The 22,549-nt window shown below is 51.7% G+C and carries 14 protein-coding genes; 1 reads left to right on the top strand and 13 read right to left on the bottom strand.

Annotated features, from left to right (window positions below):
- Positions 1-17: 17 nt before the first annotated feature.
- Positions 18-557: a ClbS/DfsB family four-helix bundle protein gene (locus tag Q2J34_RS06805; RefSeq protein ID WP_193440714.1), complete on the top strand. Its 540-nt coding sequence runs from the start codon at positions 18-20 to the stop codon at positions 555-557.
- Between the two features lie 89 nt (positions 558-646).
- Here the strand turns inward: Q2J34_RS06805 and Q2J34_RS06800 are convergent, their stop codons facing one another.
- The 13 genes from Q2J34_RS06800 to yidC all read right to left on the bottom strand — a co-directional run bounded on the left by Q2J34_RS06800 (position 647) and on the right by yidC (position 22,531).
- Positions 647-1,816 (bottom strand): site-specific integrase, encoded by a 1,170-nt coding sequence (locus Q2J34_RS06800; protein WP_300969590.1) that lies wholly within the window; start codon positions 1,814-1,816, stop codon positions 647-649.
- A gap of 5 nt (positions 1,817-1,821) precedes the next feature.
- Positions 1,822-3,051 carry a site-specific integrase gene (locus Q2J34_RS06795; protein WP_300969591.1) on the bottom strand — a complete coding sequence of 410 codons (1,230 nt, stop codon included), beginning with the start codon at positions 3,049-3,051 and terminating at the stop codon, positions 1,822-1,824.
- 514 nt (positions 3,052-3,565) lie between these two features.
- The gene (locus Q2J34_RS06790; RefSeq protein WP_300969636.1) at positions 3,566-5,890 is read right to left on the bottom strand and encodes an outer membrane beta-barrel protein; all 2,325 of its coding nucleotides are present in this window, start codon (positions 5,888-5,890) and stop codon (positions 3,566-3,568) included.
- A gap of 49 nt (positions 5,891-5,939) precedes the next feature.
- Positions 5,940-8,459, bottom strand: coding sequence for a TonB-dependent receptor domain-containing protein (locus Q2J34_RS06785; protein ID WP_300969634.1), 2,520 nt, complete (start codon positions 8,457-8,459; stop codon positions 5,940-5,942).
- Positions 8,444-9,250 carry an ABC transporter permease gene (locus Q2J34_RS06780; protein ID WP_300969632.1) on the bottom strand — a complete coding sequence of 269 codons (807 nt, stop codon included), beginning with the start codon at positions 9,248-9,250 and terminating at the stop codon, positions 8,444-8,446. The genes Q2J34_RS06785 and Q2J34_RS06780 overlap by 16 nt, the downstream gene beginning before the upstream one ends.
- Positions 9,251-9,257: 7 nt before the next feature.
- Positions 9,258-10,160 carry an ABC transporter ATP-binding protein gene (locus Q2J34_RS06775; protein WP_300969630.1) on the bottom strand — a complete coding sequence of 301 codons (903 nt, stop codon included), beginning with the start codon at positions 10,158-10,160 and terminating at the stop codon, positions 9,258-9,260.
- Between the two features lie 33 nt (positions 10,161-10,193).
- Positions 10,194-10,811, bottom strand: a complete 618-nt coding sequence (locus Q2J34_RS06770; RefSeq protein WP_300969628.1) for a TetR/AcrR family transcriptional regulator — start codon at positions 10,809-10,811, stop codon at positions 10,194-10,196.
- A gap of 641 nt (positions 10,812-11,452) precedes the next feature.
- Positions 11,453-12,490, bottom strand: a complete 1,038-nt coding sequence (locus Q2J34_RS06765; protein WP_300969017.1) for an IS110 family transposase — start codon at positions 12,488-12,490, stop codon at positions 11,453-11,455.
- Positions 12,491-13,554: 1,064 nt separating this feature from the next.
- Positions 13,555-14,289: a tRNA1(Val) (adenine(37)-N6)-methyltransferase gene (locus tag Q2J34_RS06760; RefSeq protein ID WP_300969626.1), complete on the bottom strand. Its 735-nt coding sequence runs from the start codon at positions 14,287-14,289 to the stop codon at positions 13,555-13,557.
- Between the two features lie 50 nt (positions 14,290-14,339).
- Entirely contained in the window at positions 14,340-17,564 is a 3,225-nt protein-coding gene (carB, locus tag Q2J34_RS06755) for a carbamoyl-phosphate synthase (glutamine-hydrolyzing) large subunit (RefSeq protein ID WP_300969624.1), read from the bottom strand.
- 21 nt (positions 17,565-17,585) lie between these two features.
- Complete coding sequence (gene carA / locus Q2J34_RS06750; RefSeq protein WP_298886293.1) at positions 17,586-18,692, bottom strand: glutamine-hydrolyzing carbamoyl-phosphate synthase small subunit; 1,107 nt, start codon at positions 18,690-18,692, stop codon at positions 17,586-17,588.
- A 28-nt stretch (positions 18,693-18,720) separates the two neighbouring features.
- Positions 18,721-20,625: an amidophosphoribosyltransferase gene (locus tag Q2J34_RS06745; protein WP_298886290.1), complete on the bottom strand. Its 1,905-nt coding sequence runs from the start codon at positions 20,623-20,625 to the stop codon at positions 18,721-18,723.
- Positions 20,626-20,650: 25 nt separating this feature from the next.
- A complete protein-coding gene (gene yidC / locus Q2J34_RS06740) occupies positions 20,651-22,531 on the bottom strand; it encodes a membrane protein insertase YidC (RefSeq protein ID WP_298886287.1) in 1,881 nt (626 codons plus the stop codon).
- Positions 22,532-22,549: the final 18 nt, after the last annotated feature.

The following is a 22,549-nucleotide window of genomic DNA, read 5'->3' as shown; positions in this document are numbered from 1 at the left end:
AACTAAAATAAGAAGATATGGCACGAGCAACAACAAAAGTTGATTTACTTGCATCCGCCAATGGGCAATTCGAGAAAATGTGGAAACTCATTGATAATATGAGCGAGGAACAACAGGTGAGAACATTTGCGGAGGAAATGGCATCGGCTGATAAAGAAGCACATTGGAGTCGGGATAAAAACCTGCGTGATGTTCTTGTTCATCTATATGAATGGCATCAGTTATTGCTAAATTGGATAAAAGCTAACAGCAACGATGAACGTAAGCCATTTTTACCTGAACCGTATAATTGGAAAACCTATCCGACAATGAATGTTGAGTTCTGGAAGAAGCACCAAAATACGCCATTGGAGGAAGCCAAAGCAAAGTTAAGAGAGAGCCACAAAGATGTAATGGCACTGATAGATCAATTCTCCAACGATGAACTCTTTGCCAAAGGAACACTAGCTTGGACAGGAACTTCCCCACTCGGATCTTACTGCGTTTCGGCAACTGCCAGCCATTACGACTGGGCGATGAAGAAAATAAAATTGCATATCAAAACATCTAAGGGATAATGCAAAAGAAATCATAATAGATACTTGCTATTAAAAGAGCTTGTTCCAGTTAATGGAGCAAGCTCTTTTTATGCTTAGGTTATCTGCTCTCATTGTTGCATCAGCCTCTCCATATCCCTTGCAATCTTTTGGTCAGTGACTTGGGCGTAGATTTGCGTGCTGGCAATAGACGAATGCCCCATCATCTTAGCGATGCTCTCAATAGGCACACCAGCCTCTAGCGTTAGCGTCCCAAACGTATGTCTTGCACAGTGCCAAGTCAACGGAGTACGGATGCCACATGCCAACCCCACGGCTTTGAGATGACGGAGTAGCTTCCAGTCGCTCATTGTATCGGGGAATATCTTGTAATCTCCTCTGCTCTTCGCCTTCGTGTAAAGGGCGAGTATCTGCTCCGCTATCGGATGCAAGGGGATCAAGCTTTCTACCTTCGTTTTCTGTCTTGCCTTGCGGATATACCGCTTCCCCTCGCTGTTTGTCTCGATTTGCGAAGCTCGTAGCCCTCGTAAATCAACAAATGCCAAGCCTGTAAAGACCGAAAAAAGGAACATTCTTCGGCTTAGTTCTGCCCCTTCATCCTGCAATGGAAATGCCAAGAGCTTTGACACATCGCCCTTACTCAGAAAACGAGGTTTGCGCTCCACGACTTCATACTTCACCTCTTCAAACGGATTGAAGCGTATTGTCCCCTGACTGACGGCTCGATACATCAATCGACTCAACCAACAGAGATGGCTATTTATCGTTGCGGGCGCATAGCCCTCCATCTTCAGATAGAAGCGATAATCCTCAAAGAACTCAACCGTAAGAGCCGACAAGGGAACATCCGTCTCACTGCGACTGCGCACAAAAGAGTTAAGCAGCCTATCGGCGTACCGATTGTTTCTATATGTCCCTGCACTACTGCATTCTCGTTGGGCTTTGAGCTCTTCCGCACTAAGAGCAAGCAGGGTCGTTGGAGTTTTCCCGACACCCTGCAAGTAGTTCTTCAGCAACTCGGCACTTACTGCTCCATATTTGTAAAGCAAGGTATTATAGGCTTGTTCGACATTCTCCCGAAAGGTTTGCAAGCGTTGGTTGGTCTTCTTCTCCTTTGTCGCCCCTCGCTTCACGCTCCAATCGTAGGGGGGAGTGCTTTCGCCTGTGGTTATCACCACACTCTCTCCGTCTATGGTAATACGGCAAAGGATTGCCGTTGTGCCGTCTGCTTTGGTCTTGCTCTTATTGATGTAGAATAGTATTCTGAATGTACTGCGCATAGCTCTTACAAGGTTAAGGTTAAGTCTTCAGTGAAAGAGAGGAATTGCTCAAACTCATCGAAAAGCTTCTTCGGAGTCACATGAGCATATCGCTCGGTCGTTTGGATATTGCTATGCCCCAACATGCGGCACACCGTTTCAATGGGAACGCCTCGCTCCAAAGTAATCAAGGTAGCAAAGGTATGGCGACCAACGTGTGCCGAAAGGGGAATAGAGATACCAGCTCGAAGTTGTAGAGCTTTGAGGTGGGCGAGGTAAACCGAATAAGGAATAGGAGCAAAGAGCGTAGTTCGTTCTTCCGATTGATATCGCTCTATCAGACGCACCGCTTCAGATAGGAGCTTCACACGGCAAAGGGTATTGGTCTTTTGTCTGCGGAACTTCAGCCATAAAGCCCCCTCATCGTCCGTAAAGAGATGCTCCCGACTAAGGGCAACCATATCGCAGTAGGCAACACCCGTATAGCAAGCGAAGAGAAAAAGGTCACGAGCAGTCTCCAGCTCCACTTCATACGGCTCAAAGGTGAGGCTCTGCAACTTATCCAATGATGCCCTATCCAATGCACGAGGTCGTTTGTTCTCTCCTCGTTCGATCGTTACGTGAGCAAACAGTTGTCGTGTTATCAACCCTTCACGATATGCCAGACGGCAGACCTTCTTCACCGCTAAAGCCATCTTACGATAATGACCTTGCGAATGCCCCAGCTCTCCGACAGAGTAGCGTTGTAGGCAATCCAAGAAGTCTTCTTCTATCAGTCCGAAAGCAATATCTGAAGTGTGGAACTTCTCCTCAATAAAGGCTCTCAGATGCTTTCGAATAGTAAAGTAACTATTCAGAGCTGTTGCCTTTATCTCAACACCCACCTTTTGCTTCATCTCTTCGAGCATTTGATCGTACCGCTCCAAAAAGGTGATTTGACTTTGCATACTACCTTGCAGCAACTCCTTGATGTCAGTCGCTGTAAAGACAACCCCTCGCTCACAAAGGGTTTGATAAGCCGACTGCGCCGAGAGCAGCAAGCGCTCCAACTTGCCATTCGTTGCCACAGCTTCACGGCTCTTGCCGTTCAGTCTGCTCTCACGAGCATTCCACAGCTTGGGGGCGCACGACAGCTTGCAACTGAATTGAGCTATCGTTCGCCCATAGGTTATCCGCCCCATAATCGGAGCTTGCCCCGACCTGTCCAATCCGCTCTTTTTGAGGTAGAGCAACACCTTCATTTTGTCTGTTTGCATACGCTTCTGTTTTTATGGGCAAAGTTACCCGTTACCGAAGCGTTCTCAGCTACGCAAAGCGTTGTATATCAGAGCAACAGTACCACAGTTGCAGAGAGTTCACTTACCGAATACTCTTCCGTCAGTTACCTGCTCCTACCTCTTCGTTACCATTCCGAGAATGGGCTAACGATTTGGTAACGGAACTCCTGCACAAATCCACGCTTTCTGCACTTTACCTCGCAGTGCAAACCACAGAGATATCGTGCGAACCCCTCTCATTTCCATTTACTTACCCGCAATTCTCTCCCTAATTCCCTTCCCCCTAATAGTTCCTCCCTTGGAACTAAAAAGTTCCTCCCTTGGAACCGAAAAGTTCCTGCCTTGGAACTAAAAAGTTCCTCCCTTGGAACTAAAGAGTTCCCCCCTTGGAACTAAAAAGTTCCAAGAGGGGAACTGTTTTTGGAACTCGTATGTATAACAAAATCAGCCCACTAAAACGAAGTTTGTACGGAAGACCCGACAAACTGCGCCGCTACAAGACGGGTCGCTCGAGTGAGAGCGTCGCTGCGCTTTCGGTGCGTACGGGCTTAACCCGATCACCAGCCGAGAAGGCATACGAGATAGTCAGTGCCAGTCGCCGACGTGGCGAGAGGTCGAGACGAAGCTGCTCGGTCGTATCACCCATCCTCATCGTGAGCCGATCCCGACTGTGGAGGAGATTGCTCAGCGAGAGACTGAGCTGCAGCTGATCGTGTAGCAGTGAGGCATAGCAACCTAAGTCCAGCCCATAGCGACCGCCGAGCGTGTAGCCGAGTTGCTGGCGAGCTGTCTCACCGCTGAAGGCTACGCTCAGACCAACCATCTTGGTGATAGTAAACTGATGCGTTGAGGTGCCACCCACCGAGAAGCTTTGTACCGACCGCCCAGGCATTTGCTCTTGATCATAGCGCAGGTAGAGGATATTATTCGTTCGCCAGAAGGGGAAGAGACTCTTATTGAACGTCCCCGATGCGTAGTGGCTCCAGCGACTCCCCACATTGTTCGGCTGCGTATAGTAAAGGTCGGGAGCTGTCTCATCCTTATACGTCATGATCTGAATGATGTTGCGACCGTAGCGCACCCGATAGGTGAACTGCCAGTCACGGTTGAGGAAGTAGTTGACCTCCGCCTCGTCAAAGGTTTCCTGCTTAAGTCGCTGATTACCGATGCTGTAGAGATTCTTCGTCAGGTAAGTCGCCACGGGCGAATAGTAACCGTAGTTGGGTAGCGAGAAGAAATGGCGGTATGCCACGCCTATCCCCGAAGCCTTCGCGGGGTTAAGCATGTACTGCAGGAGCAGGTTAGGATAAAGCCCCCGATTTGGCACAGTGTAATCGTTCTGCGCATTGAGTAAGTCTCGGTAGTGCACCACCGTCGTCTGATAGCGCAAGCCCGCCTGTAGATAGAGACGCTTAGTCAGCATCTTGCTGTACTCTAGATAAGGCGATAGGTCAAAGCCTGAGATAGCGAACTGCCGATGAATGATCTGAGGCAACGTGCCACTACTCACCCCGCCCGCATCGTTGTCGTCCAGCCCATAGTTATAAGAGAGCCCACCTGTGAGCTGATTGCCTCCTGCAAAGACCAGTGTAGCTCTTGGGTGAAAGGTCAGGTAGTGCGTCCTGCTCTTGCTCTCTGCCAGCTCCCCCTCATTGGTCGAGTAGTAAGCCGAGCCGTCGCTCTGCGAGTGGCTATAGCTCACTGTAGAGGCTATGCCCAGTCCCTCACATACGGCCAGCCGTGCGGCATAGCTCACACCGCCATTGAGGTTCAGGAGGCGCTGGTCATACCCTTGTGTCAGGAGCGTTTGCCCTGCGCCATCCTTTAGGAGCGTCTCCTCTTTGGGACGATCGTACATCACACCGCCAAAGACACCCAGCGTGTGCTGCTTATTGATCTGATACTTAACGCCGAAGTTATCCTGCACGGCATACTCTCTCCTCTTGCTGTCACTCATCGTGGTGACGAGACTAGAGGCTTTGCCCTGGTACTTGTTTTGTCGTTCATACAGCGTAGTGTAGCGTCCCCCGCCACCACGTAGCGTGTTGTATAGCGAGACACCAGCCTTGGTGTACTGCAGGAAGAGCGAGGGCATCACATCTACAAAGCCTCTCTGGTCAAACTGAGTCGGCAAGCTCACCGACCCTAGGAGTCCCGCCTCCGTCCTTAGCGTGATGTAGATGATTCCGCCCTTGATCTGCTGTCCGAGCGAGACACCTGGATTAGGCACCACCTCAATGTGGTCTATCATAGAGGTCGGTATCGAGTTCAGCTGTTGCAACGTAATCTGCTGGTCTCCGATGTAAATAAGGTTGTCCTCCTTGCCGTTAAGTAGGAGTTGATTACCACTCACCTCGACGGAGGGAATGAAGCGCAAGGCCTCCGACATAGACTTCCCCTTAGTTACGGGGTTGCCCTTAAACTGTACACGGATATTGCCATTCGACTGCAGCTTCGTATGCTTGGCGACCACCTCAACCTCAGAGAGCTCGATGCTGTTTTCCTCTAGTGTGAAGTCCAACTGCATGGTAGGCTGAGTGATCGTCACCCTCTGCTGCTGCGTCTTGTAGCCGATACAGCGCACCTCTAGCAGATAGGCACCACGAGCGGGCAAGCGTAGTACATAAGCTCCCTGCGCATTGCTCACCGCACCCGTCAGCGTCGTCGCTGTCGTGTCTCTCTGTAGCGTGATCGTAGCACCGATGATCGACTCTCCGCTACTGTCGGAGATGCTTCCCTTAACTTCGTAAGCGCCTTCCTGTGCGCTAAGCCATTGTCCCGCCATAACGAGCAGGAGGACGAAAACTACCTTCTTCATTCGAAAACTTGACTTGTTATTATTATCTGCGAAATGCTTTGCTGAAATACTACTGCACACCTGTTCTCTGGTCTAGGTCGGAGGTGGCGAGAGACTCGTTGCGCGTCACCTTACGGCTCTTGCCCGAGTTGAAGTTGTACGTGATCTTTAGAGCGATAGCACGCGCTTGGATCATATTCCTTTGGTTATACTCGAAGTCATCGCCCCACTGCTTCGTCTCGAAGCGTATGTATTTCGAGAAGGGGTGCTGAGCCGTCAAGGTTAGATCCAGCTTGTCGTCCCAGAAGCTCTTCTTCAGGTAGAAGCTATACCCATGGCTGTATGAGTAGGTCGTGCGGAGTGTCGGCGGATTGGCATAGTAGTACCACGAAGCTCCTAGGTACCACGACTTGGGGAGCGTGACATCCACATTGGCGGACAGCATGTTCTCCCAGTTCCGCTGAGAGAGACCTTCACTAGGATAGTCGAAGAGGTGATACCTACAACTCCAAAAGAACGTAAGCGAGAGGGGCATGATAGGACGCCAGTTCATCCAAAGCGAAGCGTTCGGCACACGGTGCAAGCCAGCATTAGCAAAGGTGTGATACAGTATCTCTGGACTCTTGGGGTCTCTATACCTTACGGGCATAATCGCATTGTTGGTTTGCTCATAGCCCGTCGTTAGACTGAGGTAGAATTGGTTCGAAAAGATTGTATAGGAGAGGTCTACATTGTGATGTAGCTCCGACTGCAAGTAAGGATTGCCAAAAGAGATGTCGTATGTTGTCATCTGACTTCGATATGGATTGAGACGCCAGATGGAGGGACGGATAGGACTCATCTTGTAAGAGAGGAAGAGCTGCTGGCGGTCAGTCAGCATATAGGAGAGCGTAGCCGTAGGGATCAGGTCTACGCCCGTCTTGTGAAAGTCTCCCTCACTGTTTTGCGAGAAAGTTATCTTGTCATAGACCAGCGTGCCTCGTGCCCCAGCGGAGAGAGCGAAGCGTTCACCCTGCCAAGCGTAGTTGGCATAAGCTGACGCAAGGCTCTGCAGCTGACTCATGTCTCCCTGACGGTAGAGCGGGTCATTCACCTCTTGCCAGTCGCCCTTGCCTTCGTTCCAGAGATGGTACTCAGGGCGAGAGCTACCCAGTCGTAGCACCTCCTTGACACCTACCTGCAGAGCGTGTCCTCGGCTCCAGATGAACTGATAGTCGCTCTGTAGGGCATGCTCGCTCAGACCTCCGCGCGAACGCTCCATACGTCGTATCTCATCATAGGGAGAGCTCTCCCAGCTGGTGAAGCCATCTCGGTACTGACGCTCAGTCCACTCCTTGTACCTCTGGTCTGGGTTGTAAGCGTAGCGATAACCTATCGAGAAGCGGGGTTGCTTATCCGCTGCATAGAGATTGCGGTAGATAAGGTTACCCTCTACAGAGCCAGAGGTCAAGCGCATCTGATTGAGCGACGTGGCATATCGTGTAGGCTCATTAGGACGATCGAAAGTCTGCTGAGACAGCCCTGTGGTGTAGACCGATGAGACGAAGAGGTGCCCATCAGCATAGAGACTATTCAGGCTATCTATGGCGTACTCTCCCATCAAGCTACCGACATGGTTTTGGAAGATACCATCGTTGTTTCCAGTTACCTCTTTGGACTTGAAGAGGCTGGTCGTCTTATCCCCTTGGAATGTGCGTCTAGATATATCCACAGGCTGATCCTTATGACGCGTATAGTCATAGTTGTAGTTGAGCGCTACGCTGAGCTTACCCTTGGTGAGAGTCAGACTTGAGGTGCCATTGATATTGGGGATTGTAGAGCCCATCAGAGAGACTAGGCCGCTGTACCCATCTAGGCTCTTGCTCTCAGTGATGATATTGATGATAGCATCTCCAGCAGAGGCGTCGTAGCGAGCATCTACCTGTGTGATCACCTCTATACCCTTGACGCTACTGGCGGGGATGCCTCGCAAGACCTCCGTGGGGTTCATCGAGGCAACACGAGAGGGCGATCCGTTGATGTAGACGGAGAAGTTTGACGAGCCCTTGACACGTATATTTCCCTCTCCATCTACAGTGACGAGGGGCACCTTGCGCAGGGCAAAGAGGAGATTGTCGGTCTGAGCCAAGACGTCGTTTTTCATATCATAGGTCAAGCCTTTGGGAGAGAGCTTGATGAGCTTGCGACGCGCCACCACCTGCACCTCGTCTAGAGCCTGAGCATCGGGTGCTAGGTAGATTGTGTCTAGACTGTTCTGTCCCGCCTGTGCCGTCACCCGCATCTCTTTAGTCTGAAAGCCAACCGACCTAATCGTCAACTGGTAGCTACCCGTACGGGGCAATGTCATCTCGAAGTGTCCCTGCTCATTGCTCACCGCACCGCCTGTCAACTGCTCGTCTAATAGTTTGTACTCAATCGTAGCATAGGCTATCGCCTCGTGACGTACGGAGTCCACGACGACGCCACTGATCTGACAAGGAGATGTCTGCGCCGAGACGGATAGTGCGACAAGTAATAGCCCCGTCACTAGGAGGACTTTGCGGATAAGGGTTGATTTCATCATATCGTGAGAGTTTAATGTTTGCCCCATAGTTGTTTCTTCTCAGGAGTAAAGCAGAGATAACCTATCACCAAGGCAATCCCCCAAGAGAGGAGGTTTACCACATCTCTCAGAGCGAAGCTTGTAAGCTCCTCCACAGGTCGTATCGAAGCTAAGTATGTAAAGGTAGCAAAGGGAAGATAGGCTCCCGAAGGTTCGTTGGTCATAAAAACAGCAAAGGCGGTCAAGAAAAATCCCAGCAGGATAGGTAGCGTAAAACTACGCGCTAGCAAGCTGACAATAAGTCCCAATGCTCCAATGCTGAATGATGCGAGTAGAATGCGTCCCAATAGCTGTATCGAGCCAATCCAAATGGAGTAGTCTGTAAACTTGTAGGCAGGTATCAAAAGCCCAAGTAAGTATCCTCCCAAGATGAAGCCAAGCCAAGTAACTAGACACAAGATTACCGTGAGTAGCGAGAGCGAAAGGACTTTGGATAGATAGAGTTTCCACTTAACAATAGGGAGTGCAAAGAAGGTTCTGATATTATCGTTTTGAAACTCCAACTCGCATACCATATAAGATAGGATCACGATGGCTGGTGGTAGCACGAAGGATAGTAGAGGAAGTGTATAGCGAGACCAAATCATCAGCCACGGATTACCATCATAGACAATCGCCGTAGCATCTAAAAGCCCCGTCCGTCCCTTGTAAATAGCATAGAGGAGTATCAGTAGATAGAGAACTAGTGGCGATAGCAAAAGCGTCACAATGCGTCTATTGCGCAGAGTCTTATAAACCTCTGCTTGTAGTATGTTGGATAGTGATATGAGAGACTTCATAGTGGCGCTATTCGGTAAGGTGGATAAAAGCATTTTCAAGAGCCGAACCCCTATGCGTTACGTTGTAGATAGAGATGCCGTCTTGACTGAGTGTGGCGAGTAGGCGAGCAAACTCCTCTTCGTCCTTTATCTCAAACTCGACATGATGCGTATCACATACCCGCAGCAGTGTGAATCTAGAGTCGTACCCTAGTTGCGTCATCAGTGCGCTATCACTCAGCTTGATACATACGATATCGGGTTGCTTTTTGGTAAGCGCTTCGATGCCTCCTTGATAGAGTATCTTCCCCTCCTTAATGATTGCGACTTGATCAGCCAACTTCTCCAGCTCCTCTAGGATATGACTAGAGAGAAAGATGGTCACCCCCTCCTCTTGATTAAGTCTGGCCAAGATATTCCTAAGCTCATAGATCCCCTGAGGATCGAGTGCATTAAGAGGCTCATCGAGGATCAGCATCTCAGGACGCTTGAAGAGACACATAGCCAGGCCTAGACGTTGCTTCAGACCCGACGAGAGTGCTTGTGCTTTCTTGTCGGCATGCTCGCTGAGACTAAGGAGAGATAGGACTTCGTGCTTTCGCTCCCGTCCCATTCGAAAGATTTTGTCTAGATAGTCCAGGTTCTCAGAGACGGTGAGAAAAGGATAGTAAGAGGGGTGCTCAATCATGCCACTAGCACTGGAGCGTAGCAGTAAGGGGGAGTTCTTAAGGTTTACACCCTTAAAAAGTATCTCCCCCTCATCCAATGGGAGCAGTCCCAAGAGTAGTTTAATCGTCGTAGACTTGCCCGCTCCATTCTTACCCAAGTAGCCGAATATAGAACCCGCAGGGATCTCTAGATCCACCCCTCGGAGTATTGGATTGCCTTGGTAACCAAAGCGCAAGCCTCTTATAGAGAGTATACTGTCCATTATCTGTTTTGGTTATTGTAGCTCCTAGCTCTTTCAGTTTATATGGTGTAGGGTGTATAGGTACTCCCATTGCTTGCGCAGTGCTGGGATAGAGAGCCTGTCAATCATCGCTCCTTCAAAAGAGAGCCCTAGGTAGAGATGGTGAAAGGTCTCTGCGAGCATTGTCGTATCTGTGTCGGGACGTATCTCGCCACGCTCCTTCGCAAGGTTGATCGCCTCACTCCAAGCCTCTATCTTTTTCGCTTCGTACTCCTGGAGCTGCTCGCTCCAGGTTTCGTGATGATCTTTTAGGTACAAGATGAAGCTCATAAAGCTGGCAGACGTAACACGCACATCGACATCCTTGAAGAAATAGGTCATCCGTCGCTCTATGAGAGCCAAGCAGGTGTCCATAAAATCCTTGAGAGGCGTCTGACTAGTCAAGTACTCCGCACCATAGTCCACATCCTCAAGGAAAATGTCGATGATTTGGTCAGCGACATGCTTGAACAGATCCTCTTTGCCTCTGAAATGATGAAATATAGCACCTCGAGTGACCTGAGCAGCGCGCTCAATATCTGTAAAGCTGACAGCATCATATCCCTGTGCGAGAAAGAGCTTAAAGCTCTCTCGGAGTATTGCCGCTTTCTTTTTAGTCTCTTTTCCTTCCATGGCGATCGAATAAACACGTACCGGTTGGTTCTTTTCTTTCTAGACGCAATGTTACAAATAAAAAACGAACTGACAAAACGTATCCCTGCGGTTCAATTTCGCAAATCTCATGAAACACGACTCAACATACTGATGTGTAGCGACTTGCTTTCTAAGTTCATATGCAAGTAAAATGCGAAGTTTTTTCTCGTTTCGCAAGCTCGGTCGACTTCTCTTCGGGTGAACCGCTCGGCGGGATGGAAGCTTCCACCGTAGGGGCGGACCTATGTGTCCGCCCGTCCTCACCTGAGCGCAGTCTATTCTGCGGGCGGACACGCAGGTCCGCCCCTACACAAGCTACGTCAGCACGACAATTCCACGCATCAAACGCTGTAACCCCGATCTCCGCTTTCTAAGTTCATGTGCAAGTAAAAAGCGAAGTTTTTTCTCGTTTCGCAAGCTCGGTCTACTTCTCTTCGGGGGACCGCTCGTCGGGGTGGGGGCTCCCACCCCTTGCCGCGGGGCGCTCCCGGAGCGGAGACTTTCCTTTCTGAACTTGACTCGGAGGACTCGCTTCTCTTCGGGTGAACCGCTCGGCGGGGTGGGGGCTCCCACCCCTTGCCGCGGGGGCGCTCCCCGAGCGGAGACTTTCCTTCCTTGGACTAGGCTCGAAGAGCTCTCTTCGCTTCGTGGTCCAGCTCGAAGTCGCAGTCGTGCAGAACTAAAGAGAAGAGAATGTGTACGAGCTTATTGTTGACATTGTTGAGGATGACCCCGTAGGGCTTGCCTTGGGCTTTCATGCGTAGGTAGTATTGTCTTAATGTTGGGTTATACGTTATGGCACTTCGGGCTGCTTGGGTCAAGATTCCTTTTAGCCGTCGGTTACTGTAGCCACTTGTGTTGGCTTTGTGAAAGACTGAGCTCCCAGAGCTCTCGTAGAAGGGTGCTATACCGCAGTAGCTAGCCATCTTCTTGGCATTCCAGCTCTTGAAGTTGTCGGTGTAGATGATCAGCATGACAGAGGTGATGAGGCCCACTCCTTTGCAGGAAATGAGGTGCAGGTAGTTGCGGTACATCTCCTCGTCTTCCTTGATGATTTCAAGCATTCGGCACTCGCACTTTTTGATGCTTTTGGTCAGGATGTCGATGCCCTTCTGAGCATCTCGGTAGATGAAGTTGTCGACTTTAGACTTGCTAGAGATGTGCTGTTTTTCCTTGGAACTAACCATCTTAGCCTGTCTCTCGGCAACTAGAGACTGCCTATAGAGAAAGAGGTCACGTAGGCTACGCATGTTCCCGTCCAGAGGTTTATAGAGAGTGGCTTGGGAGCGGAAGCGTAGGGCGTAGTAAGCGATCATCTCTGAGTCGGCTTTGTCGTCCTTGCCTTTGCGCAGACCCATGCTGCGCTTGATCTGCAGAGCACTTTCGCGCCAGATGTTTAGGCCGTTGCCGTAGAGCCAGTCGCAGAGTGCGCGATCGTATCCTCCTGTAGTCTCACAGCAGAAGAGCATGGTGTCGGTCTTGACTCTTCGACCAGCGTTCTTCTTACTCCAAGAGACGAGGCTCCGGAACCCCTTAGGGTTGTTTTCTACTGTAGTGTAGGCGAGCTGCTGCTCGCTGTCTGATTCAGATTCGTAGTGAATCATTGTGGCGTCTAGTTTCTCTTTGGATACATCGATGCCGATGAAAAAGTATTTCATAACTTTGTACTTGAATATTTGATAAGGCAGCTAGGCTACATTAGGCTATTACTTTAATTAGGCTCTGGGCCTCTCTTTCTAATAAGTCTCGAGTAGCTGAACTCCAGAGGGTCTCTAACAGAGCTTAGGCTCAAGGCCTCGTAGGGACGATAGATTACCCTCTGGTTGCTGTCCTTACCTTACTACAACAAAGGTAAAAACAACCCGTTCAACTGACCTATTCTCGGGTCGATTTCTTTTCACTCTGCAAACTTAAAGTAGGGACGCTCGGTCTGAGAGTCCGTCCCCGTTAAAGCGAGACGAGTAACCCTTTGTAGGGACGCTCGGTCGAGCGTCCGTTGTCGTCAAAGGTTACTGAATTATATGTCTTGTCGCTCTACAACGGACGCACAGATCGTGCGTCCCTACAGTAGTCGTTTCGGCGAGTCTGTTGTGTCAAAGGTTACTGAATTATATGTCTTGTCGCTCTACAACGGACGCACAGATCGTGCGTCCCTACAGTAGTCGTTTCAGCGAGTCTGTTGTGTCAAAGGTTACTGAATTATATATCTTGTCGCTCTACAACGGACGCACAGATCGTGCGTCCCTACAGTAGTCGTTTCGGCGAGTCTGTTGTGTCAAAGGTTACTGAATTATATGTCTTGTCGTTCTACAACGGACGCACAGATCGTGCGTCCCTACAGTAATCGTTTCGGCGAGTCTATATATAATGTGTCAGCTCTGCCCTCTAACTTCTAACCTCTAATCTCTAATAACATATCTTTACGGGGAAATTTGTCCGATTCCCGCCTTTCTCGAATATCGACGTGGAAAATCTCAAATCTCCACGTGGATATTTTTTATTTTCCACGTGGGCGTGAAATAAAACTTCGGAGGAATCAAATGAAACTTCGGAAGAAACGAATGAAACTTCGGAGGAATTTTTTCTTTCCCACGTGGATATTTCAAAATATCCAGGTGGAAATCAGTTTTCCCCGACACGATGCCGTTTCGATATGTAGTCGGCTCTAAATTATTGTAACGGACGGGCGTTGGGTTTTCCTAGCTAAAGCTGAGGCATCATGTTACGTGAGGTACTGGTCGAGTAAGTATGGGCGCAGGAGGTCGCGCGCCTCGGCTGTGTAGTGCTGCTGCGCGGTGCGTATGGCTAAGCTCTCGGAGCGACAGGAGTCTGGCGGTGTCGCAGAGCGGTGCCACTGCGTCAGAAGTCGTATGGCGGGCTGCCCTACTTGGTGGTGCAGCCGGCAGAGACGTGTGAGGTTGTAGCGGTGCAGCACGGCCTCCCGACGCAGGAGGGGCAGTGCCTCGACGGGCGTGACGAGACAGAGCGTTGGCTCGGGAGCGACAAGTGGCTCCAGGTAACGAAAGAGTAGATGTGGCGCAAAGCCCTCTCCCGTGTGGCGCGCCTGACGGAGCGATGCCGTAGCGGGCTGGAGTCCGTCGTAGTAAGGAGGATTGGAGATGATGAGGTCGTAGGTACGGGATGGCAAAGCAAACCCAGGCGCGGTGATGTCACAGGCCAGTGCCGTGAGCCGATCGCTATAGGGAGAGCGGGAGAAGTTGTCCTGGGCGGTACGGACCGCTTCGTCATCGATGTCAATGGCGGTAACCATGGCATTGGGATAGGTCTGCGCGAGCATCAGCGACAGGATGCCGGTGCCTGCTCCCACATCTAAGACTTGACTGGCTGTGTGAGCCGTCCTCGCCCAGGCTCCGAGGAAGAGCGCATCGGTAGAGATACGCATAGCACAAGCCCCCTGCATGAGAGCGTAGTGTCGCATGCAGAAGGGCTTGTCCATAGTTTTATTTGGCTGTTGGCTATTGGCTGTTGGCTGTTAGCCGTTGGCTGTTAGTACTCTTGCCAGCTCTTGATCTCGAGCTCTCCTAGCGAGAGCGTGCAGAATGCCTTGATATAGGTGGCTGCGAGGCGCGCATTGGTGATCAGCGGGATATTGAGATCGATCGCTGCACGGCGTAGCTTGTAGCCATTGGTCAGCTCACCCGTAGAGAGGTTCTTATTGATGTTGACCACAAGGTCTACCTCATGCTGGTGCAGCAGATCGAGTGCTTGCGGCTGCTCGGGGCTGTCGGGCCAGTGAACGAGTGTGGCGGGGACCCCATTCTCCTCTAGGAAGTGCTGCGTGCCAGCCGTAGCGTAGAGCTTGTAGCCTTTCTTGTGGAGGAGCTGTGACGCCTCGAGGAGGTCGGCCTTTTGCTTAGCGCCACCTGTCGAGAGGAGGACGCCACGCTCTGGGATGTGATGCCCCACGGAGAGCATCGCCTTGAGGATAGCCTCCTCAGTGTCTTCGCCGATACAACCCACTTCGCCCGTGGAAACCATATCGACGCCTAGCACGGGATCAGCCTTTTGCAAGCGGGAGAAGGAGAACTGCGAAGCTTTGATCCCCACATAGTCTAGCGAGAAGGCATCCTTCGTCGGGTGCTCATAGGGCAGTCCTAGCATGATCTTGGTGGCTAGGTCGATGAAGTTGAGTCGCAACACCTTGCTCACGAAGGGGAAGCTGCGCGAGGCGCGAAGGTTGCACTCGATCACTTTGATCTCGTTGCCTCGTGCGAGGAACTGGATGTTGAACGGACCTGAGATGTGTAGCGCCTCGGCTATCTGACGCGAGATGCGTTTGATGCGTCGGACGGTCTCGACGTAAAGCTTCTGTGCGGGGAACTGAATGGTTGCATCGCCACTGTGGACGCCGGCGAACTCGATATGCTCGCTGATCGCATAGGCGACGATCTCGCCATGATCGGCGACGGCATCCATCTCGATCTCCTTGGCATGCTCGACAAACTGCGACACGACCACGGGGTGGTCTTGAGATACATTGGCTGCGAGCTGCAAGAAGCGAAGTAGCTCCTCCTGATTGGAGCAGACATTCATCGCAGCTCCTGAGAGGACGTAACTAGGACGCACCAAGACGGGATAGCCAACACGCTCTACGAAGCGGTCGATGTCCTCAATAGTGGTGAGCTCGCTCCACTCAGGCTGGTCGATGCCTAACTCGTCTAGCATGGCGGAGAACTTATGTCGATCCTCCGCATGGTCTATATCTTCGGCTTGCGTGCCTAGGATGGTGACCCCATTGGTGGCAAGACGTAGTGCCAGGTTGTTCGGGATCTGACCACCCGTAGCTAGGATGACACCCTTGGGTGCCTCTAGGTCTATGATATCCATGACGCGCTCGAAGGTGAGCTCGTCAAAGTAGAGACGGTCTGACATATCGAAGTCTGTACTGACGGTCTCTGGATTGTAGTTGATCATGATAGAGCGCAGACCCGCCTTGCGAATGGTGTGTAGTGCATTGACACCGCACCAGTCAAACTCGACGGAGCTACCGATACGATAAGCTCCCGAGCCTAGTACGATGACCGACTTGCCGTCTTGCTCTGTGGCTATGTCGTGCTCCTCACCATGATAAGTGAGGTAGAGGTAGTTGCTCTCGGCTGGTACCTCGGCGGCTAGCGTGTCGATCTGCTTGACATAAGGTAGTATGCCGAGGCTCTTGCGGTGCTGGCGTACCTGGTCAGCCTCTTTGTGGAGGGGCTTCTTGTACTCCTTGGTGACGGCACGGGCGATCTGGAAGTCGGTGAAGCCTTGCTCCTTAGCTTGTCGTAGTAGCTCAGCGGGGAGACTCTCGATGGAGTCACAAGTGCCCAGTGTCTCGGCGGTCTCTAGGATGCCTTGGAGGCGATAGAGGAACCAGCGGTCGATCTTCGTAAGCTCGTGGATCTGCTCCACGCTGTATCCCTGACGAAACGCTTTGCTGATGACAAAAATACGTGTGTCGGTTGGCTCTCTAAGGGCTGTGTCGATGTCGGGGATGACGAGCTCTTTGTTTTCGCAGAAGCCGTGCATGCCCTGCCCTATCATACGAAGTCCCTTTTGGATTGCCTCCTCAAAGGTGCGACCGATCGCCATCACCTCGCCGACAGACTTCATGCTACTACCGAGTTGACGAGACACGCCGTGGAACTTACCTAAGTCCCAGCGTGGTATCTTGCAGACGCAGTAGTCTAGTGCTGGCTCGAAGAAGGCTGGCGTAGAGCCTGTCACCGCATTCTGCACCTCAAAGAGTCCATAGCCTAGTCCGAGCTTCGCAGCAACGTGTGCGAGGGGATAGCCGGTAGCTTTGCTGGCTAGAGCTGAGGAGCGCGAGAGACGCGCATTGACCTCGATGACGCGGTAGTCCTCACTGTAGGGGTCGAGGGCGTACTGCACATTGCACTCGCCTACGACACCGAGGTGACGGATGATCTTGATAGCGATCGTGCGGAGCTTGTGATACTCATCGTTAGAGAGGGTCTGTGAGGGAGCGATGACGATACTCTCGCCGGTGTGGATGCCGAGCGGGTCAAAGTTCTCCATATTACAGACGGTGATGCAGTTGTCGTAGGCGTCTCGCACCACCTCGTACTCAATCTCTTTCCAGCCGCGCAAGCTCTTCTCGATCAGTAGCTGTGGGGAGAAGGCGAAGGCTTTCTCAGCAAGGACTCGGAGCTCCTCATCATTGTCGCAGAAGCCACTACCCAAGCCACCCAGCGCATAGGCAGCTCGTACGATGACGGGATAGCCTAGTTGGTTGGCAGCGACGAGAGCGTCCTCCATCGTGGTGACGGCGTGGCTCTGGATAGTCTTGACCTCTATCTCGTCAAGCTTCTCGACAAAGAGCTCGCGGTCTTCGGTCGCCATAATGGTCTCGACGGGTGTGCCGAGGACATCGATGCCGTAACGCTCCAGGACGCCCGACTGAAAGAGCTGGACACCACAGTTGAGCGCGGTCTGCCCACCGAAGGCTAGCATAATGCCGTCGGGACGCTCACGCTCTATGACACGCTCTACGAAGTAAGGCGTGACGGGTAAGAAATAGACCGCATCAGCAACGCCTTCGCTGGTCTGTACCGTAGCGATATTGGGATTGATGAGAACGGTCTTGATACCCTCCGCTTTGACAGCTTTGAGAGCTTGTGAGCCTGAATAGTCAAATTCGCCTGCCTCTCCGATCTTGAGTGCGCCAGATCCGAGTAGGAGTATCTTATTGTATTGCTTACGCTGAGTCATGGTTTGGTCGAGCTTGATGGGTTATTTCGACAATTGTGGGTAGTTCAGGACGGTGTCCTGAAAGTCAGTGAAGAAGCTGAGCGCATCTAGTGGACCGCCCTTTGCCTCTGGGTGGAACTGTACCGAGCGAAATGGCAGGTCGGTGTGCATGAGCCCCTCGTTGGTGCCATCGTTGAGGTTGGTGTACCACTCTTCCCATCCCTGAGGGAGTGTCGCTGAGTTGACAGCGTAGCTATGGTTCTGACTGGTGATAAGGCACTGAGTCGAGCCGACCAACTGGACAGGTTGGTTGTGTCCGTGATTGCCGTACTTCATCTTATAGATCTTAGCACCAGAGGCGAGCGCCATAAGCTGATTGCCCATGCAGATGCCGTAAGTGGGGAGCTGACGCTCGAAAGCATACTGTATCTGTCTTATCGTCTCCTTGCAGCAAGTCGGCGAACCAGGACCATTGCTGATGAAGACGCCACGCAGCCCCTCGATCTGCTCCAAAGGATAGTCCCAGGGGACGCGGTGGAGGGTGAAGCGCTCATCGATGAGCGAGCGCAGGATGTTGTCCTTGAGTCCACAGTCGATCAAAGCTATATGACAATCGCCCGATCCGTAGATGCGCGGCTCGGGGCAAGAGGCTTGAGCAACTAAGTTTTGGTCTCCGATGGAGGGCTCTATGGGAGAGGTTTCGCCCTCGATGGTTATCGTGCCGACCTGAATGCCGTGGTCACGCAGGTGCTTGGTCAGAGCTCGTGTATCGATGCCCGTAATCCCCACGACGCCTTGCTCTGCCATAAAGTCTCCTAAGGACTGCTCCGCATTCCAGTGTGAGTACTCAGGCGAGTAGCTATTGACTATCAGGGCACGCATGAGACAGCCGTCACTCTCGTAGTATCTGGGGATGTCGTACTCATCTCGAGTGGCAGCGGGGACACCGTAATTGCCCACCATCGGATAGGTCATCACCAAGATCTGACCCATATAGCTGGGGTCGGTGAGCGACTCGGTGTAACCATTCATGGCTGTATTAAAGACTACCTCCCCGGCCAACTGTCTGGTCGCACCGAAGTGCCAGCCTGTGTAGGTAGATCCGTCTTGTAGCGTGAGCGTAGCTTTGCGCTGTGTGGATGTTTGCATGATTATTAGTTGAAAAGAGCGTCTATGTCTATTTGCGATTGTACTGCTGCTCGTAGTAAGCGATGAAAGCATCGTTGACGAGATGGGACCCGCCAGGCGTAGGATAGTCGCCCGTAAAGTACCAGTCGCCTGGATGATGTGGGATAGCCTCGTGTAGAGCCTCTACTGTCTGGTAGACAATGCTAACCTCAGCCTTGATGCCGTCAGACTTAACAAGCTCAGCGATCTTGGCAGAGATCTCTTCCTCCGTAAAGGGTGCGTAGAGGGTCTTAATCACGTTGGGTACGTACTCCGTGAGCGGACGCTCTCTGAGCGCGATCGCCTCACGGTATGCCTCGTCAAGCATACGCTGCTGGCCTCGCTCCTGAAGAAGTGCGATCATAGCTCTAAAGGCTATGAACTCGTCCACGTGACGCATATCGATGCCGTAGTAGTCGGGATAGCGGATCTGAGGAGCACTGGAGACGAAGACTATCTTGCGCGGTCCTAAGCGATCTAGGATCGTGAGGATGCTCTGGCGTATCGTGGTGCCTCGTACGATACTATCGTCGATGACCACGAGGTTGTCCACGCCACGCTCGATGGAGCCGTAGGTGACGTCGTAGACGTGCGTCGCTAGGTCGTTACGCGTATTGCCTTCGGAGATAAAGGTGCGTAGCTTGATATCCTTGATGGCGACCTTCTCACTACGTATGCGCTGCGAAAGGATATGCTTTAGTTGCTCGTCAAAGTCGGGAGCTCCCAACGCTTGCTCGATCTGCTCCGCCTTGCGCTTGTTAAGCTCTAGGTTTAGTCCCTCCAGCATACCGAAGTAAGCGACCTCGGCGGTGTTTGGAATAAAGGAGAAGACCGAGTGGGTCAAGTCGCCGTCTATCTCTCTGAGGATAGCTGGCGTGAGGAGTTGCCCTAGCATCTTACGCTCACGATAGATGTCTCGATCACTACCACGAGAGAAGTAGATACGCTCGAAGGAGCAAGCTTTCAGTTCGCCAGGCTCCAGGATCTGCGTGATACTCGGATTAGCTTTGTTATCTATGGTGAGTGCCTCGCCAGGGTTTAGCTCGAGGACCTTGTCGTAGGTCACATTCATCACCGTCTGGATCACAGGACGCTCGCTAGCTACGACGATGATCTCGTCATCGATGTAGTAGAATGCGGGGCGGATGCCGTTGCGATCTCTCAAGACGAAGGAATCTCCCGACCCCGTCATACCGCACATCACAAAGCCCCCGTCCCAAATAGGACTGGTACGATGCAGCACGTTGGTCAGATCAAGATTGTCCTCGATGAAGTGCGTTATATCCATCCCCTCTAGCCCCTGCTCCTCGTGAGCGATCTTGTAGAGACGCTCCACCTCACGATCTAGGCGGTGACCTACTTGGTCTAATATAATATGTGTGTCACTAGAGGTACGAGGGTGCTGACCGATGGCTGTGATCTCGTCAAAGATACCCGACACATTAGTCAGGTTGAAGTTACCACACACCGCCAGAGACTTCGCTCTCCAGTTGCTACGGCGTATCATCGGGTGTACGAAGGTCAAGCCCGCCAAATCTGTCGTGCTATAACGTAGATGCCCCATATAGCAATCGCCCAGGAAAGGCGTATAACGCTCAGCTTGCGTCGCTTCCTCTACGGTAGGCGTCGTACCATCGTGAGCCATGGCTATAGTCTCATGTACCGTCTTGAAGATCTCCGTAATAGCGTTACTGCCGAGAGCTCTCTCTCGATAGATATACTCGTCACCTGGAGGTGCCTGTGTCTTGACCACAGCCAGTCCAGCGCCATCTTGCCCACGGTTGTGCTGCTTCTCCATCAGGAGGTAGAGCTTGTTCAGCCCATAGAGGGTCGTACCGTAGTGCTCTGCGTAGTACTCTAGTGGTTTGCGTAGTCGTATGAGTGCTATCCCGCACTCGTGCTTGAGAGGTTCCATAGATCCGCCGAGGGTTATATCTTAGTTAGCGACGCTTCTTGTTTTGCTCACGCATGAGCTTCTCTTGCTCCTTCTGCATCTGCTCGAGACGCGCCATAAAGCCTTTCTTCTTCTTGGGCTTCCTTTGGTTCTCCTCGAGACGTGCCAGCACCTTATCCTCATTGATCAGGAGTCGGCTAGCAACAAACTGCAGGATCGTGATCAGCGTAGAGATAAAGTAGTAGTAGGTCAGACCAGCGGCATTGCTATTGAAGAAGATGAAGAACATGATCGTCATCATGTAAGGCATAAAGCGCATCATCTTCATTTGTGAACCACTAGCTCCGCCCGACATGCTCATCGTGTAGCGGGAGTAAATGATATTGGTGACAGCCCATAGCAAGCAGAAGAGACTGATATGGTTACCACCGAGCAGACCCGTGATAAAGGGTATGTCTGTGCCCCACGAGATGATCGGGTCATAGGTCGAGAGATCCTTGACCCAGAGGAAGCTCTCCCCACGAAGGTCTATCGCCGTCGGGAAGAACATGTAGAGTGCTATCAAGAAAGGCATCTGCAGCAACATCGGCAAGCAGCCACTCATCGGGCTAGCTCCCGCATTGCGGTAGAGCTGCATCGTCGCCTGACTGCGCTTCATCATCATCTGCTGATCATCGCCCGCATACTTAGCATTGATCGCCTCTACCTGTGGCTTCAAGACGCGCATCTTAGCTTGCGACATATAGCTCTTGAAGGTGAGTGGCGAGAGGACCAGCTTGATGATGAGTGTCAGCAAGAGGATGATGATACCCCAGTTGGAGATAAAGCTCTGGAGGAAGTCTATCAGCGGACGAATCAGGGTGACATTGATCCATCTAAAGAGCGAGCCACCCACATAGATCATCCGCTTGAGGTCTAGTCGCTGCGCCTTGTCCACGCCAGCGTCCATCGCCTTGAGCATGTTGTAGTCTAGAGGCCCCATGAAGAGCGCAAAGTCCGCCTTGCGTCCATCACGTATGTCCATAGCAAAAGCCCCTTTATAGTGGCAGTTCTTAATGTAGTTTGTCTCCTTAGGCTCCGTCTTGAAGGACATCTTATTCTCCTCTAGGCGCGTATCTCCAAGACCTATGAGCACGGTGCTAAAGAACTTGTCCTTCATCGCTACCCACTGGATCTTCTCGCGGACATCCTTCTCCGGCTCATTTTTGGTCTCCTTGAGCTTCTCTACATCATCTCCCGGATACTTATAATATATAGTGGAGTACTGATTTTCAAACTTCCAGGAGCGCTCCTGTCGCGGTATGCGCAGGCTCATCTCTAGGTCTTGCATCGCATTGTTGCTATGTAAGAGCGACCCTAAGCCTTGCGCCTCGATAGCCATGCCGAGCATATAGCCCTCATGCGGCATCGTGTAGATGATGCGCAGATAGCTCGACGAGTCTATCGGCAGCGTCATCAAGAGCGTTGAGTCGTTGGGCTGACTGGCCTGCCAGATCAGATCTTTCGTGTCTAAGATTTGGTTTTGGCTCGTCCGTAGAGGTAGATTGAGCATAAAGTCACCAGGAGCAAAGAGTCGCACCTGTGTGCTATCGTAGCTCTGATAGTCTGCCAGCTCAGCGGAGACAGGCATAGCACCCTGTGTGGTAAAGGTGACGCACAGCTTTTCGTTTTGTAGCGTGTACTCCTTAGCCGGCTGACTCATCAGCTGACTGAAAGCGTAGAGCGAGTCAACAGGGGTAGGCTTTGCCACATCTGGAGTCGTTTGACTCTCCTCTGCGGTGGCTACAGCTGTATTTGTATCGACCTGAGTGGTATCAGTTGCCGATGTAGGAGTAGATGCAGGCGTCTGCTTAGGAAGTAGAAAGACCGAGTAGACGACGATGACCACGCCGATCAGAACGATACCTATGAGGTTTGATTTATTCATCTAAAGTATAGAGTATGT

Origin of the sequence: Porphyromonas vaginalis, assembly GCF_958301595.1 — a bacterium.
In the GTDB taxonomy this organism is placed as follows: domain Bacteria; phylum Bacteroidota; class Bacteroidia; order Bacteroidales; family Porphyromonadaceae; genus Porphyromonas; species Porphyromonas vaginalis.
This window is presented reverse-complemented; position numbering and strand designations above follow the sequence as displayed.

What these genes read in the sequence shown, in the direction of transcription:
- Q2J34_RS06805 (WP_193440714.1), top strand. Translation starts at nt 18, where the DNA reads ATGGCACGAGCAACAACAAAAGTTGATTTACTTGCATCCGCCAATGGG.
- Q2J34_RS06800 (WP_300969590.1), bottom strand. Translation starts at nt 1,816, where the DNA reads ATGCGCAGTACATTCAGAATACTATTCTACATCAATAAGAGCAAGACC.
- Q2J34_RS06795 (WP_300969591.1), bottom strand. Translation starts at nt 3,051, where the DNA reads ATGCAAACAGACAAAATGAAGGTGTTGCTCTACCTCAAAAAGAGCGGA.
- Q2J34_RS06790 (WP_300969636.1), bottom strand. Translation starts at nt 5,890, where the DNA reads ATGAAGAAGGTAGTTTTCGTCCTCCTGCTCGTTATGGCGGGACAATGG.
- Q2J34_RS06785 (WP_300969634.1), bottom strand. Translation starts at nt 8,459, where the DNA reads ATGGGGCAAACATTAAACTCTCACGATATGATGAAATCAACCCTTATC.
- Q2J34_RS06780 (WP_300969632.1), bottom strand. Translation starts at nt 9,250, where the DNA reads ATGAAGTCTCTCATATCACTATCCAACATACTACAAGCAGAGGTTTAT.
- Q2J34_RS06775 (WP_300969630.1), bottom strand. Translation starts at nt 10,160, where the DNA reads ATGGACAGTATACTCTCTATAAGAGGCTTGCGCTTTGGTTACCAAGGC.
- Q2J34_RS06770 (WP_300969628.1), bottom strand. Translation starts at nt 10,811, where the DNA reads ATGGAAGGAAAAGAGACTAAAAAGAAAGCGGCAATACTCCGAGAGAGC.
- Q2J34_RS06765 (WP_300969017.1), bottom strand. Translation starts at nt 12,490, where the DNA reads ATGAAATACTTTTTCATCGGCATCGATGTATCCAAAGAGAAACTAGAC.
- Q2J34_RS06760 (WP_300969626.1), bottom strand. Translation starts at nt 14,289, where the DNA reads ATGGACAAGCCCTTCTGCATGCGACACTACGCTCTCATGCAGGGGGCT.
- carB (WP_300969624.1), bottom strand. Translation starts at nt 17,564, where the DNA reads ATGACTCAGCGTAAGCAATACAATAAGATACTCCTACTCGGATCTGGC.
- carA (WP_298886293.1), bottom strand. Translation starts at nt 18,692, where the DNA reads ATGCAAACATCCACACAGCGCAAAGCTACGCTCACGCTACAAGACGGA.
- Q2J34_RS06745 (WP_298886290.1), bottom strand. Translation starts at nt 20,625, where the DNA reads ATGGAACCTCTCAAGCACGAGTGCGGGATAGCACTCATACGACTACGC.
- yidC (WP_298886287.1), bottom strand. Translation starts at nt 22,531, where the DNA reads ATGAATAAATCAAACCTCATAGGTATCGTTCTGATCGGCGTGGTCATC.